This is a genomic window from Streptomyces sp. NPDC001536 (assembly GCF_042894505.1).
Lineage (GTDB): Bacteria > Actinomycetota > Actinomycetes > Streptomycetales > Streptomycetaceae > Streptomyces.
Genome location: NZ_JBIAVQ010000003.1, coordinates 22,859 through 37,528, shown reverse-complemented (window position 1 = coordinate 37,528; position 14,670 = coordinate 22,859). Strand labels below are relative to the sequence as shown.

The 14,670-nt window shown below is 69.0% G+C and carries 11 protein-coding genes; 3 read left to right on the top strand and 8 right to left on the bottom strand.

Annotation, left to right across the window (positions count from 1 at the left end; genetic code table 11):
- Positions 1-54 precede the first annotated feature (54 nt).
- The gene (locus ACFY0U_RS09080) at positions 55-2,580 is read left to right on the top strand and encodes an ATP-dependent Clp protease ATP-binding subunit (RefSeq protein WP_171147383.1); all 2,526 of its coding nucleotides are present in this window, start codon (positions 55-57) and stop codon (positions 2,578-2,580) included.
- 58 nt (positions 2,581-2,638) lie between these two features.
- Here ACFY0U_RS09080 and ACFY0U_RS09075 read toward each other — a convergent pair whose 3' ends face one another.
- Positions 2,639-5,668, bottom strand: coding sequence for an NACHT domain-containing protein (locus ACFY0U_RS09075; RefSeq protein WP_388634272.1), 3,030 nt, complete (start codon positions 5,666-5,668; stop codon positions 2,639-2,641).
- A 61-nt stretch (positions 5,669-5,729) separates the two neighbouring features.
- The gene (locus ACFY0U_RS09070) at positions 5,730-6,326 is read right to left on the bottom strand and encodes an HAD family acid phosphatase (protein ID WP_388632483.1); all 597 of its coding nucleotides are present in this window, start codon (positions 6,324-6,326) and stop codon (positions 5,730-5,732) included.
- A gap of 450 nt (positions 6,327-6,776) precedes the next feature.
- On the opposite strand from ACFY0U_RS09070, the gene ACFY0U_RS09065 reads away from it, so the two are divergent.
- Complete coding sequence (locus tag ACFY0U_RS09065) at positions 6,777-7,331, top strand: M23 family metallopeptidase (RefSeq protein WP_388632480.1); 555 nt, start codon at positions 6,777-6,779, stop codon at positions 7,329-7,331.
- Between the two features lie 7 nt (positions 7,332-7,338).
- Here the strand turns inward: ACFY0U_RS09065 and ACFY0U_RS09060 are convergent, their stop codons facing one another.
- On the bottom strand, positions 7,339-7,938 hold the full coding sequence (locus ACFY0U_RS09060) for a TetR/AcrR family transcriptional regulator (protein WP_388634269.1): 600 nt from the start codon (positions 7,936-7,938) through the stop codon (positions 7,339-7,341).
- Between the two features lie 120 nt (positions 7,939-8,058).
- On the opposite strand from ACFY0U_RS09060, the gene ACFY0U_RS09055 reads away from it, so the two are divergent.
- Positions 8,059-9,627: an MDR family MFS transporter gene (locus ACFY0U_RS09055; protein WP_388632477.1), complete on the top strand. Its 1,569-nt coding sequence runs from the start codon at positions 8,059-8,061 to the stop codon at positions 9,625-9,627.
- A 383-nt stretch (positions 9,628-10,010) separates the two neighbouring features.
- On the opposite strand, the gene cseC is transcribed toward ACFY0U_RS09055, so the two are convergent.
- The 5 genes from cseC to ACFY0U_RS09030 all read right to left on the bottom strand — a co-directional run bounded on the left by cseC (position 10,011) and on the right by ACFY0U_RS09030 (position 14,621).
- On the bottom strand, positions 10,011-11,354 hold the full coding sequence (gene cseC, locus ACFY0U_RS09050) for a two-component system sensor histidine kinase CseC (protein ID WP_388632474.1): 1,344 nt from the start codon (positions 11,352-11,354) through the stop codon (positions 10,011-10,013).
- Positions 11,355-11,365: 11 nt separating this feature from the next.
- On the bottom strand, positions 11,366-12,070 hold the full coding sequence (gene cseB / locus ACFY0U_RS09045; RefSeq protein WP_388632471.1) for a two-component system response regulator CseB: 705 nt from the start codon (positions 12,068-12,070) through the stop codon (positions 11,366-11,368).
- Positions 12,071-12,194: 124 nt separating this feature from the next.
- Entirely contained in the window at positions 12,195-12,923 is a 729-nt protein-coding gene (locus tag ACFY0U_RS09040) for a hypothetical protein (protein ID WP_388632468.1), read from the bottom strand.
- The gene (locus tag ACFY0U_RS09035; RefSeq protein WP_046263315.1) at positions 12,908-13,450 is read right to left on the bottom strand and encodes a SigE family RNA polymerase sigma factor; all 543 of its coding nucleotides are present in this window, start codon (positions 13,448-13,450) and stop codon (positions 12,908-12,910) included. The genes ACFY0U_RS09040 and ACFY0U_RS09035 overlap by 16 nt, the downstream gene beginning before the upstream one ends.
- A gap of 235 nt (positions 13,451-13,685) precedes the next feature.
- Entirely contained in the window at positions 13,686-14,621 is a 936-nt protein-coding gene (locus ACFY0U_RS09030; protein WP_388632466.1) for an A/G-specific adenine glycosylase, read from the bottom strand.
- Positions 14,622-14,670: the final 49 nt, after the last annotated feature.

Genomic DNA, 14,670 nt, shown 5'->3' with positions numbered 1-14,670 from the left:
GACAGGGAGGGGAAGTTCCCCCCACTGCCTGACCGCTCTGAGGAGCGATTAACGATGTTCGAGAGGTTCACCGACCGCGCGCGGCGGGTTGTCGTCCTGGCTCAGGAAGAAGCCCGGATGCTCAACCACAACTACATCGGCACCGAGCACATCCTCCTGGGCCTGATCCACGAGGGTGAGGGTGTCGCCGCCAAGGCCCTTGAGAGCCTCGGGATTTCGCTCGAGGCGGTCCGCCAGCAGGTGGAGGAGATCATCGGGCAGGGTCAGCAGGCCCCGTCCGGGCACATCCCCTTCACCCCCCGTGCCAAGAAGGTCCTGGAGCTGTCGCTCCGCGAGGCTCTTCAGCTGGGCCACAACTACATCGGCACGGAGCACATCCTGCTCGGCCTGATCCGCGAGGGCGAGGGCGTCGCCGCCCAGGTCCTCGTCAAGCTGGGCGCCGATCTCAACCGGGTGCGGCAGCAGGTCATCCAGCTGCTCTCCGGTTACCAGGGCAAGGAGACCGCCACCGCCGGCGGGCCTGCCGAGGGCACCCCCTCGACGTCCCTGGTCCTCGACCAGTTCGGCCGGAACCTCACTCAGGCCGCTCGTGAGTCCAAGCTCGACCCGGTCATCGGGCGCGAGAAGGAGATCGAGCGGGTCATGCAGGTGCTGTCCCGCCGTACCAAGAACAACCCGGTCCTGATCGGTGAGCCCGGCGTCGGCAAGACCGCCGTCGTCGAGGGCCTCGCCCAGGCCATCGTCAAGGGCGAGGTGCCCGAGACCCTCAAGGACAAGCACCTCTACACCCTCGACCTCGGCGCGCTGGTCGCCGGCTCCCGCTACCGCGGTGACTTCGAGGAGCGCCTGAAGAAGGTGCTCAAGGAGATCCGCACCCGCGGCGACATCATCCTGTTCATCGACGAGCTGCACACGCTCGTGGGTGCGGGTGCCGCCGAGGGCGCCATCGACGCGGCTTCCATCCTGAAGCCGATGCTGGCCCGCGGTGAGCTCCAGACCATCGGTGCCACCACGCTGGACGAGTACCGCAAGCACCTGGAGAAGGACGCGGCCCTGGAACGCCGCTTCCAGCCCATCCAGGTCGCCGAGCCCTCGCTCCCGCACACCATCGAGATCCTCAAGGGTCTGCGCGACCGCTACGAGGCCCACCACCGCGTCTCCATCACGGACGAGGCGCTGGTCCAGGCCGCGACGCTGGCCGACCGTTACATCTCGGACCGCTTCCTCCCCGACAAGGCGATCGACCTGATCGACGAGGCGGGCTCCCGGATGCGCATCCGCCGGATGACGGCTCCGCCGGACCTCCGCGAGTTCGACGAGAAGATCGCCGGTGTCCGCCGGGACAAGGAGTCCGCGATCGACTCGCAGGACTTCGAGAAGGCCGCGTCCCTGCGCGACAAGGAGAAGCAGCTCCTTGCCGCGAAGGCCAAGCGCGAGAAGGAGTGGAAGGCCGGCGACATGGACGTCGTCGCCGAGGTCGACGGCGAGCTGATCGCCGAGGTCCTCGCGACCGCCACCGGCATTCCGGTCTTCAAGCTGACCGAGGAGGAGTCCTCGCGTCTGCTGCGCATGGAGGACGAGCTCCACAAGCGGGTCATCGGCCAGGTCGACGCCGTCAAGGCGCTGTCGAAGGCGATCCGTCGTACGCGTGCCGGTCTGAAGGACCCGAAGCGTCCCGGTGGTTCGTTCATCTTCGCGGGCCCCTCCGGTGTCGGTAAGACGGAGCTCAGCAAGGCTCTCGCCGAGTTCCTCTTCGGTGACGAGGACGCGCTGATCTCCCTCGACATGTCGGAGTTCAGCGAGAAGCACACGGTCTCGCGTCTCTTCGGTTCGCCCCCCGGCTACGTGGGCTACGAAGAGGGCGGCCAGCTGACCGAGAAGGTCCGCCGCAAGCCGTTCTCCGTCGTCCTCTTCGACGAGGTGGAGAAGGCCCACCCGGACATCTTCAACTCGCTGCTGCAGATCCTGGAGGACGGTCGACTGACCGACTCCCAGGGCCGGGTCGTGGACTTCAAGAACACGGTCATCATCATGACGACCAACCTCGGCACCCGGGACATCTCCAAGGGCTTCAACCTGGGCTTCGCGGCCTCCGGTGACAAGAAGTCCAACTACGAGCGCATGAAGAACAAGGTCTCGGACGAGCTCAAGCAGCACTTCCGGCCCGAGTTCCTCAACCGCGTCGACGACGTGGTCGTCTTCCCGCAGCTGACGCAGGAGGACATCCTGCGGATCGTCGACCTGATGGTCGGCAAGGTCGACGAGCGCCTCAAGGACCGGGACATGGGCATCGAGCTCTCCCAGTCCGCCAAGGAGCTGCTGTCCAAGAAGGGTTACGACCCGGTGCTGGGTGCGCGTCCGCTGCGTCGCACCATCCAGCGCGAGATCGAGGACACGCTCTCGGAGAAGATCCTCTTCGGTGAGCTGCGTCCCGGTCACATCGTGGTCGTGGACACGGAGGGCGAGGGCGAGACCCAGACCTTCACGTTCCGTGGCGAGGAGAAGTCGGCGCTGCCGGATGTTCCGCCTATTGAGCAGGCGGCCGGTGGGGCTGGGCCGAATCTGAGCAAGGATGCGTAAGCCTTAGGGCTGCGTGAGGAAGGGGCCGGTGCCTTTGGGTACCGGCCCCTTTCGTTTGTCAGCGCTGGTCCACGTTGATTTCTATGTTCGGGAAGAGGCCGGCGTAGAGGGTGGCGGAGACGGGTTCGTCGGGGCGGCTCTGAAGGGTTACCGAGCGGAGGTTCGGGAGGCGGGGGACCAAGGGGGAGAGGTCTTCGGCGCCGTGCATGTTGGGGATCTGCAACTTCTCGATGCCGGGGAGTTCGGGCATGGCCTCGATGGCGTGGGGGAACTCGCGCATGATCACCGCGTTCAGGTGCAATGCGGTGAGTTCGGGCAGTTCGGTGACGGCCTGCCAGTCGGTGACCGTCAGTTCGGTGGTCAGCGGGCCGAGGCTGAGGGTACGCAGAGTGGGCCAGTGGTTGAGGCCGCGTAGGCCTGTGGTGTCCGTGCTGTTCCGGCCCAGGAAGAGAGTCTCCAGAGGCGCGTCGACCGGCAGGGCGTCTCCCAGCTGGGTGCCGGGCAGTTCCTGGCTGACGTGGAGCGAACGAACGGACTGCAGTGATCGCAGTCCCGTCAGGTCCTCGATGAAGCTGAAATTGAGATGGACGAGGCTGGGCAGCAGATCCACGCCGGACAGAGTCGGGCAGTCGTGCAAGGCCAGCGAGGCGAGCGAGCCGAAGGGCAGCAGGGCACGCAGATCGGTGAGCAGAGGGTTGTCCCAGAAGCTCAGGGTCGTCATGGCCTCCGGCGCGGGAAGGAGAGCCAAGATGTCCTCGACCGCGTGCGCTCCCTGGAAGGCCAGGTCGAACCAAGGACGCATCCGGGCAAGGGACTTGCGCTGCTCAGCCGACTCGCACATGAGGAAGAGATTCGTGCGGTCCAGCTGATCCAGAACCTCTGCGGCGTACTCCGCGGTGTCGAACCGTGCCCATGTTCCCGCGAGTTGGCGCCGCACCTCGATATCCGGATGCTCACGGAACCGTCGCAGCACCGCCAGCGCCCCCTCGGGTTCGTCCCGACCGAGCCGGGAGGCGGTGACCGTGACACCGAGCGCCTCTTCGGCGGTCAGCTCCTCCGGCCCCGGCAGCAACTCCAGCACCAGGGGCCCCGCTTCCGCCAGGACCTTCGCCTCCTCCGTCGTACGCGGCGGTATCAGCCCGGCCGCCCGGGACTCGACCGCCGCACGCACCGCCGGATCAAGAGCCGTCGCATGCTCCAGGCAGGCCAGCGCCAGCAGGGTCAGGCGGGGGGTGTCCTCGGACAGGAGTTGCCGTAGCAGGGAAGCCCGTTCCCGCGGCCGCGCATGTGCCACCGCCAGCCGGATCACGTCCTCCCACTGCGTGTCGTCCGCGTGGCTGACCAGGACGTCCAGGTGGCCTTCCTCCACTGCGTACCGTGCCCCCAGGTAGTCCTGGAAGGTGCGGTGTACGAAGTCCACGGCGCCGTGCGCCGGTTGGCGGAGCAAACCGCTGCGCAGGAGCAGGGACCGGAGTACGCCCGTCGCGTCTTCGGCGACCGCGATCGATGGCAGGCAGCGCTCCACGATCCCCTGTGCGGTCTCGGTGTCCATCTCGGTGCGGCCGCTCAACACCAGTGCGTATGCCAGGCGTTGGAGTACCTCCAGTTGGGCCTCCTCGCCCAGCTCGGCCTCCTCCAGGCCCCGTTCCAGGTCCCGGCGCGTGAGCAGCATCGTGAGGGCGGCGTCGTACAACTCCTTGCGGCCTGCGGGGAGATAGCCGCGTCGTTCCCGGTGCAGGGCGCAGATCAGGCCGCACATCAATGGGTTGGTGGCCAAGCGGGCCAGGTCGCGTTTGGTGCGGAGGGAGTCCAGGAGCGGGGTCTCGAACTCGGGGGCCTGCGCCGCCGTATGCCACCGTCGTACGAACGTCGCGACCTCCGACCGGCGCATCGGGGCCAGTGACAGTTCGCGGAAGCCCTCGCTCGCCAGCCAGTCGGCGCGAACCGCCGTGGGGCGGGAGGTCAGCAGCCAGCGGTTGCCGGGATAGGCCGTGAGCAGGGCGCGCAGCCAGTCGCGGGTGCGGTGGCGGTCGGCGTCCGGGATCTCGTCGAGGCCGTCGACCAGGATCAGGCCGCGGCCTGCCGTGAGGACGCGTTCGGTCCAGCCCTCCGGCGGACTCAACGGGCAGCTCACGGCCGCAAGAAAGCCCTCGGGCGTGGGGAGGGTGCCCGCGCGGATCAACGTCCGCAAGGGGAGGACGTACGGGATGCAGGTCCCGTCCCGCGCCGCCGTCACCGCCAGCCACTGCACCAGCGTCGTCTTGCCGGATCCCGCGTCGCCGCGCAGGAGGGCCCGCTCGTGGGCCAGGAGGGCTTCTTCTGCCGGGAGTTGGACCGTCATGGGGCCGCCGGGGTGTTCCTCGGGGAAGGTCCGCTCCTCCACCCCCGTCGCCTCCAGGCTCAGATACGCCACTTCCAGGGGCCACCGGTCGGGGGAGTCGCGCAGGTCGATGCCGTAGATGGTGATGTGGTTGTGGTGGGCGGCGATGTGGGCGAGGTAGCGGCGTTCGAAGGCGCGGTCCGGGGCGCCGGGGCGGGGTGTGCGGGCCGTCAACTCGTCGATCTTCGCGATCAGTTCGGCCTGGCGGCGGGTCTGCTCGACGAGCGTGCGGGCCACGAAGGTGGACCGGCGGGTGAAGAAGTCCAGGATGTGGAGGCAGGCCCACTCGGTCGCGGAGTCGAGGAAATGGCCGGCGTCGGTGGAGAGGCCGACGGGTGGGGGTGCCTGGGCGCGGAGTGCGCGGGCGAGTTCGCGGTGGCCCAGGCGTACGGCTTGGACGTCGTCCATGTCCAGGTCGCCGAGGGCGAGAAGGCGGGCGGTCAGGGCGTCGGTGACGGCCGGTTCCTCGTCGGCGGGGAACGGGGGTTCGCCGGGGGAGTCCGCCGCCGCGCCGACCAGGCGTCGGGCCAGGGCGCGGACCTCCTTGTCGCCCAGCGTCCGCTTCTCGCCGCGGAAGGAGACCAGGGCGGTCAGGCGTACGGGCTTGTCGACGAGGCCCGCTCCGGGGGCGTCCGGCACGAAGAGTTTCCGTACGAGGGAGGCCACCAGGCCGGACGCGAGCTTGCTGCCGAGTACCGCCGGATCCATCCGCCCCACCCCCGTGATCACGCGAACGAGGGTGAGGCTACCCGGAGTCGGGCCGGAAGAGTCAGGACAGCTGGCCGTCGTAGTCCGGCAGCTTGTACGTCTTCTCGGCGTGGCCGCCCGACAGGTCGGTGGGGCTGTTGCCGATGTTCGCGATGATCGTGTAGCCGTTCTTCTCGATGGCGACGCGCTGGGCGGTCTTGTAGGCGGCGACGTCCTTGAAGAGGTCGACGAAGCTGCGGACGTAGAGCCCGGAGACGTCGTAGCCGACGTGTTCGAGGTTGTAGTCGGTGACCGAGTAGATGATCCCGGGGCGGGCCGTCACGAAGAAGAGGGATACGCCGTGGTCCTGGGCGTACTCCGCCACGTCCAGGACCGGCTCGTTGGCCGGCTGGGGATAGCTGAAGCCGAAGTCGGTCTCCAGGGTGGTGTTGTCGATGTCGAAGACGATGGCCTGCTTCTCGCCCGGCTTGGCGGCGGCGATCCGCTGCTTCAGGTACGGCAGCGCCTGGTTCATGACCGTCCGGCAGTCCTGCTGCCAGGTGGTGTAGTCGACGTCTTCGGTGGTCGCGGCCTCGGCCGGGGCGGCCAGCGACACGAGGGCCGCGGTGGAGACGGCGGTGACGGCCAGGCGGCGCACCAAGGGGCGTCGGTTCGTCATCTGTGGGGGGTCCTCTCACGTCAGTAACGCTGCCGTTGTCGCGTGCATGTTCGTTGGCGTGGGTGGCGCGAGGGGAACCGTAGGGTTACTGGAGGGTAAGTACCAAGAGGTGTGCGTCACATGGTTCTGGGATCGTGGGCGCGTGGATCTCGGTGGCCGGTGACATGACGCACAGGCGATTTGTCCGTTACTAGGGCGGATAGTGGAAAGCGGTAATTGGGCAAAAGGGACTTTCGACCCAGAACTCCTAAGCAGGTTTTGGCGTCCTGGGTGGATTCGTTCCAGATAGGCGCTCTGTCAAGAAGCGGGAAGTTTTGGGATGAAGTACTAGCTTTCGTCGTAGATCGGCGGTTTGGGGCTTCCCGGGCCTCGGGGTTACCAAGGGATGCCCCATCCGGCGACGGCTTGTGCGCCGGGTGGTTCTTCTGTCCCCGTCCCCATGAGGTTCCGATGTCCCAGCGCGTTACGTCCCGTTCTTCCCGCATGTCCCTGCTCCGCACCCGCGCCGCCGTGGTGGCCGTCGGTCTGGGGGCCTCGGCCGTGCTGGGGGCCGGGGTCGCGGCGGCCGCGGAGACCGGCAAGACCGTCTCCTGGGTCGACCCGGTGAAGAAGTACAAGCTCAGCGCGAGCTTCGCGCAGTCCGGCGCCCTGTGGCAGTCCACCCACAGCGGTCAGGACTTCGCCGTGTCCAGTGGCACCCAGGTCTTCGCCGCGCACGGCGGGACCGTCGTCAAGGCCGGCGGCAACGGTGCCGGTGACGGGCCGGCGTACGGCAACGCCATCGTCATCAAGCACGCCAACAAGACCTACTCGCAGTACGCCCACCTCTCGCGCATCGACGTGAAGGTCGGCCAGGTCGTCAAGACCGGTCAGCGCATCGCCCTGTCCGGCAACACGGGCAACTCCAGCGGCCCGCACCTGCACTTCGAGATCCGTACGACCGCCAACTACGGCTCGGCGATCGACCCCGTCGCCTTCCTGCGCGCCAAGGGCGTGACGGTCTAAGGCTGGTCTAAGGCTTCTTGCGGGTGCCTTCGTGGGCCTGGGTCACCAGGTCCGAGGCCACCTCCAGGACCGCCCTGCGCTTCTCCTCGGGTTCGCCGGCGAGGTCCTGGAGGAGGAACATCCCGGCGTGCAGGGTGAAGATCGCGCTGGTGTAGCGGACCTGGTCGACCAGGTCCGCCGCCGGGTCGATCATGATGTCGCGCAGCCCCTGCATGCGCTCCTTGAAGGTCTCGCCGACCCTCAGCTCACGGACGGTCGCCTGGTTCTCCTGCATGAAGCGGAAGAGGGGGGCGGCGTTGGCGAGGATGCCGCTGTAGCGCCGTACGATCTCCTGCTTCGTCTCCAGGGTGTGCGGCTGGTGCTTGCCCCACTCGATCAGGTCGAGGATCGGCTGGGTCAGATCGTCGAAGATGCTGACCAGGATCTCTTCCTTGGTCTTGAAGTGGTAGTAGAGCGCCGCCTTGGTGACGTCCAGGCGCTCGGCGATCTCGCGCAGCGAGGTCTTCTCGTAGCCCTGCTCGGCGAAGAGTTCGAGGGCCACGTCCTGGATGCGCTGGCGGGTGTCCCCGCGGCGCCGCTGCTTGGTGCCGTCCATGGTGCCGCCCATTCTCCGTGAAGCCATCGGCTTTGAACAAAACTTACTTGACGCCCGGCTAGTTACGGGTCTACCTTCCCCAGTGTAGTGAACTTGCCGGGCGGCAAGTAAGTGGCTGGGGGAGTGGGAATCATGGCGGACACACAGGCAGTCGCCGAGCCGGAAGACGGCAGGCAACCGAAGAGCGTGCGGGTCGTTCTGCTCGCGCTGATGATCACGATGATGCTGGCGATGCTCGACAACATGATCGTGGGCACCGCGATGCCGACGATCGTGGGTGAGCTGGGCGGGCTGGAGCATCTGTCGTGGGTCGTGACGGCGTACACGCTGGCGACCGCGGCCTCCACCCCGCTGTGGGGGAAGATCGGTGACATGTACGGGCGCAAGGGCGTCTTCATGTCGTCGATCGTGCTCTTCCTGATCGGGTCGGCGCTCAGCGGCATGGCCCAGGACATGGGACAGCTCATCGGGTTCCGGGCCGTCCAGGGTCTTGGCGCCGGTGGTCTGATGGTCGGTGTCATGGCGATCATCGGTGACCTCATTCCGCCCCGGGAGCGGGGCAAGTACCAGGGCATGATGGCCGGCGTCATGGCGCTCGCCATGATCGGCGGACCGCTGGTCGGCGGCACCATCACCGACCACTGGGGCTGGCGCTGGGCCTTCTACATCAACCTGCCGCTCGGGGTCGTCGCGCTCGCCGCGATCAGTGCGGTGCTGCATCTGCCGAAGAAGCGGGCACAGGCGCGCATCGACTACCTCGGCGCCGGGCTGCTGACCGTGGGGATCACAGCGATCGTGCTGGTCACCACATGGGGCGGTACGGAGTACGCCTGGTCGTCCGCGCGGATCATGGAGCTCATCGGTATCGGTGTCGCCGCGCTGATCGGGTTCGTGTTCTGGCAGACCAAGGCCGCCGAGCCGGTGGTGCCGCTGCACATCTTCCGCAGCCGCAACTTCACGCTGATGTCCCTCATCGGCTTCATCACCGGGTTCGTGATGTTCGGTGCGACGCTGTTCCTGCCGCTGTACCAGCAGTCCGTGCAGGGGGCGTCCGCGACCAACTCCGGGCTGCTGCTCCTGCCGATGCTCGGGGCGATGCTCGTGACGTCGATGGTGGCCGGGCGGGTCACCACGAACACCGGGCGCTACAAGGTGTTCCCGGTCGTCGGCGGTGTGCTGATGGTCGTCGGGCTGTACCTGCTGTCGCTGATGGACACGGACACCTCGCGGTTCACGTCCGGGGTGTACATGGCCGTCGTCGGGCTCGGTATGGGCTGTCTGATGCAGATCACCATGCTGGTCGCGCAGAACAGCGTCGAGATGAAGGACATGGGTGTCGCGTCCTCGTCCACGACTCTCTTCCGTACGCTCGGGTCCTCCTTCGGTGTCGCGATCATGGGTGCGCTGTTCAACAGCCGGGTCCAGGACGTCATGGCCGAGCGGGGTGGGGCGATCGGGGCGAAGGTGACCGAGTCGTCCGCGCAGTTGGACGCGGCGAGTCTGGCGAAGCTGCCGGATGCTGCGCGTGAGGCGTATCAGCAGGCGGTGTCGGCCGGTACGCACTCGGCGTTCCTGCTGGGGGCTGTGGTGGCGGTGCTGGCGTTCGTCGCGGCGGTGTTCGTGAAGGAGGTGCCGCTGAAGGGGGCGGGGCCGAAGGCGGAGGAGGAGGCGGCGCCGGTGAAGGTCGTCGAGACCGTCTGAGCCGAACCTGAGTCGTCTGATCCGAAGCTGAGCTGAAGGCCCCCGGCTGGTGTCCGCCCCGGGGGTCTTCGTCGTATTGTCCTCGCCCCCGCCGCCCTTACCCATTCCCATCCCCAGGGGCGCCGCCCCTTCGACCCCGGTACCGGGGGGCTGCGCCCCCAGACCCCCATCGGCCCTGAAGGGGCCCCGTCCTCAAACGCCGGACGGGCTGAAAGACAAAGACAGGGGTGGGTGGGGGATTGGGACGGCTGCCTTGTTCTCGAACGTCGGGTGGGCTGAAAGGCGTGGGTGGGTGGGGGATTGGGAGGGCTGGCCTTGCTCTCCAGCGCCAGGTGGGCTGAAAGGCAGGGGCGGCGGCCTTGAATGGCGGGTGGGCTGTGGCGCTACGGCATCATCGGGTAGCTTCCCGTGTTCGTCGGTGCGTGCTCCGGTAGCCACAGGACGGCTACCGCGCCCTCTGCCGGGACCTTCTCGGGTGCGCCTGGGGGGCGGATGTTGCGGAAGGTGAGGCGGGCGCCCAGGACGCGGGCCTGGCCTGCGGCGATGGTCAGGCCGAGGCCGTGGCCGTGGCCCGCGCGGTCGGTGCTGCCGGTGCGGAAGCGGCTCGGTCCCTCGGCGAGGAGGTTCTCGGGGAACCCGGGGCCGTGGTCGCGGACCCGGATGACCCGGCCCTCGACGGTGACCTGGATCGGAGGTCTGCCGTGCCGGGCGGCGTTGGCGAGCAGGTTGAACAGCACCCGCTCCAGGCGCCGCGGATCCGTCGTGACCATCGACTCGTGCACCACCCGGACGTCGATCTCCGGGTCCTTCGCCATCACCCGCCGGGTGACGAACTCGCCCAGCAGGATGTCCTGCAACTCCGCCCGCTCGGACGCGCTGTCCAGCCGGGCCACCTCCAGGACGTCCTCGACGAGCGTGCGCATGGCCTTCGCCCGGTCCAGGACCAGCTCGGTCGGCCGGCCAGGAGGGAGGAGCTCGGCCGCCGTGAGCAGGCCGGTCACCGGGGTCCGCAGCTCGTGCGCGATGTCCGCGGTCACCCGCCGCTCCGCCTCCAGCCGCTGCTCCAACGCCTCCCGCATGGCGTCCACGGCGCTCGCGAGGTCGTCCGTCTCGTCCCGGACGACCCCGCCGATCGCGTCCCGCACCCGCACGTCCGTCTCACCGCTCGCGACCTCGTTGGCGGCGGCCGCGGCCTTGCGCAGCCGGCTCGACAGCCGGCCCCCGATGAGCACGCCGAGCGCGCTGCCGCCGAGGACGACCGCGATGGAGCCGATCACCAGGGCCTGGTCCAGGTCCTTGAGGATGTCGGTGCTGCGGTCGGTGAACCCGGTGTGCAGGGACAGCACATTGCCGTCCTTGGCCGGTACGGCGGCCCAGATGTCCGGCGCCCCGCCCGGCCCGTCCGTCACATAGGTCGCCCGGCGCCCCTGCTCGACCTTGTCCCGCAGCGGCAGCGGCAGCGACGCGTCGTTCTTCTCGACATGGGGGAAGTTCGCCAGACCGGTCTTCTCGTAGTTGTTCTGGGCGATCTGGATGCGTTCGTCGGCGAGGTCGCGGGCGTTGTCCAGCATCGAGACCCGGGCGGCGTTGTGCACGACCAGGCTCAGCGCGATCGCGACCAGCGCGCCGACCAGCGCGATGGCCGCGCTGAGCTTCCACCGCAGTCCCGTACGGATGCCCGTACGCTCCAGCCGCGCCGGGACCAGGCGCCGAAGATTCCCCCGCATGTCCGCCTCGCTCAGGCCTTCAACTTGTAGCCGAAACCGCGGACCGTCTCGATCCGGTCCTGGCCGATCTTCGTACGCAGTCGCTGCACATGGACGTCGACGACGCGGGTGTCACCGCCCCAGCCGTAGTCCCACACGCGCTCCAGGAGCTTGTCCCGCGACAGGACCGTGCCCGGCGCGGAGGAGAACTCCAGGAGCAGGCGCATCTCGGTCGGGGTGAGGGCCACCGGCTCCCCGGCCCGGCGCACCTCCATGCCGTCGGTGTCGATCTCCAGCTCTCCGAAGGTCAGCACTCCGCCGTCGGCCGCGGTGCCGGGCTCCTCGGACCGGTCGCCGCCGCCCGCGTGCCCGAAGCGGCGCAGCACCGCGCGGATACGGGCGACCAGCACAGCGCCGTCGAACGGCTTGGTGACGTAGTCGTCGGCGCCCGCCTCCAGGCCCAGCACCACGTCGATGGAGTCCGCGCGCGCCGACAGCATGATCACCGGCACGGTCGACTCGTCCCGGATCCGCCGGCACAGGCTGACGCCGTCCAGGCCCGGGACCATGACGTCCAGCAGGGCGATGTCGGGGCGGTCGGCGCGGAACGCCTCCAGGCCCGACAGTCCGTCGGGCATGGCGGTGACCGCGAAGCCGTCCCGCTCCAGGGCGAGCTGGGTGGCCTCGCGGATGACGTCGTCGTCCTCGACGAACAGAACGTGGGTCTGATCTGCCATCCCGCTGCTCTCTGTCCTCGTGTCGCTGTCTGGGGGTCGCTGTCCGGGTGCCTGTGGGGGCTGGGTGTCTGTGGGGGAGTCGTGGTGCCGTCGACAGGTGATCGGATCGCAGGGCCCGATCGGTTCACTCCGAGGGCGACGGGGTGGGGCCGAGGTCGCCGAGCTCATTGTGCGCGGACCGCACTTTGACGAAGTGGCCCGCCGACGACCACCGGTAGGTGATCACGTCCTCACCGGACGGGCTCGACACCGGGTCGCCCTTCTCGTACAACTGCCTGCTCACCACCAGATTGCCGCTGCTGTCTATCTCCGCGTAGACCGGGGACTCCTCGGCGCTGAACACATTCTCGTACGCACCACCCTCCTCGTGGTACACGTACGAGCCGACACCGACGCCGTCGCCGCAGGTCAGCACGTTGACCACGACGTCGTCCGACGTGCCTCCGGTCAGATCGCCGTAGGCCACGTCGAGCGGGTACTCGTCCGCGACGCACGGCTTGAGGTCGTCCTTGACCTCCGCCGAGACCAGCGGGTCGCTCTTGACCAACTTGACCGCTGCCATGTGGCTCAGCGAGGCGGAGCCGGATTCGGGTCCGGAGTCGGACGCGTAGGCGGAGGGCACGGGGGTCGGAGCGCTGGAGGGCGTGGCCGAGGGTGCGGTGCCCCCCGCCGCCATGTCGGTGCTGGAGGACGACTCGACGAAAGCCGGCCCCTCGTCACGGGTGCCGGTGCCGCCGGTGGCGCAGGCGGAGACGAAAAGGGCGAGGGCGGCGAGCACGGCCACCGCCGTGAACGCCGCCTGCGAAGTGCCCCGGCCCGGAGAGGGATCCGCGTCGGTCAGGCCGCCGTGCAACGCTCCCGCTCCTCACGCTCCAGCGCGCGTGCGTCCAGATCGCGGCTCTCCAGCTCCTCGCGGAGCCTGGCGAGGGCCCGGTGCAGCGTGCTCTTGACCGTTCCGGCCGACATGCCGAGGGCGGCGGCCGTCTCCTCCGTGGACATCTGCTCCCAGTGTCGCAGCACGACCACGCTGCGCTGCTTCGGGGCGAGCACTTTCATGATGTCCATCAGCAGGGCGCGGTCCGCGTGCTGCTCGGTGGCGTCGTCGACCGAGGCGTCCGGGAGCTGCTCGGTCGGCACCTCCTCCAGCTTGCGGGCCCGCCACCACTCGGTACGGGTGTTGATCATGACCCGGCGCAGGTACGCGTCCGCGAGCCGCTTGTCCGCGATGCCGTCCCAGCGGTGGTACGTCCGCGCCAGCGCCGTCTGGAGGAGGTCCTGGGCGTCGACCGGGTCCGGGACCAGGCGACGGGCGCTGCGCAGCAACGCGTCCTGCCGGGTGCGGACGTACTCCTCGAACTCGAGCACCTCGCCCTGCGCCATGATCGACCGCCTCCATCCCCGTTCCGACCCGCCCGCTGCCGGTTCTCCATTGCCTGTGTGCCGCTCTCCTGCGGTACGCCAATGAAGCTACGGAGCAGTTGTCACGGGGCTGTGCGGGACAGCGCGCGGCCAGCCCTCGGCTGTCCGTCGGTTGTGTAACGGAAGGAGGAAAGGGGTAAACCGGCGCACCGAATAGCGCCGGTTCAGGGTGATTTGGCGGGGTGGGGTGGCCCTGTTACGTCAACGGCAGCCGATACAAACCACCGGACAGGGGCTCGACAAGCCCGTCCGCGACGAGTCCGTCGAGCGCCCGCGCCCGCTGCACCGGCTCGTGCCACACCCGGTCGAGCGCGGCCTGCGGCACGGGCGCGTGGGCCTCGCGCAGGACGGCGAGCAGCTTGCCGCGGACCTGGCGGTCGGTACCGGCGTACGTCTGTCCGCGCCGCGCCGGACCGTCGTGCTCCGGCTTGCCCGCGAGCCGCCAGGCGCACTGCGCGGCGATCGGACAGCGGTGGCAGGACTCGTTCCTGGCGGTGCACACCAGCGCGCCGAGCTCCATGGAGGCGGCGGCCCAGCGGGCGGCCGTCCGCTCCTCCTTCGGCAACAGGGCGCGGGCCAGCTTGCGTTCGGCGGCGGTGGTGGCGTTCGGCGGGTACTGCACGCCGGTGACGGCCCGCGCGAAGACGCGCCGCACATTGGTGTCGAGGACCGCGTGCCGCTGCCCGTACGCGAAGGAGGCGACCGCAGCGGCCGTGTACTCCCCGATGCCGGGCAGCGCGAGGAGCTGGGCGTGGTCGGTGGGTACGTCGCCGCCGTGCCGTTCGGTTATCGCGACGGCCGCCCCGTGCAGACGCAGGGCGCGACGCGGATAGCCGAGCCGGCCCCACGCGCGCACGGCCTCACCTGGGGCGTCCGCGGCGAGGTCGGCGGGGCGCGGCCAGCGGGCCAGCCACTGCTCGTACACCGGCAGGACGCGGCTGACCGGCGTCTGCTGCAACATGAACTCGCTGACCATCACCCCCCACGGTCCGGCCTCGGGGTGCCGCCACGGCAGATCGCGGGCGTGCTCGTCGAACCAGTCGATGACGGGGGAGTGCAGGTGCTCTCCGTCGGAAGACGCGGAGAGGGGGTCGGAGGGGCTGCTGTGCGGGGGCTTCGTGGGCGCAGTCATGGCCTTCCGATCCTGCCATGCGGGGGAGGGGGTACGGGGGATGCGCCAC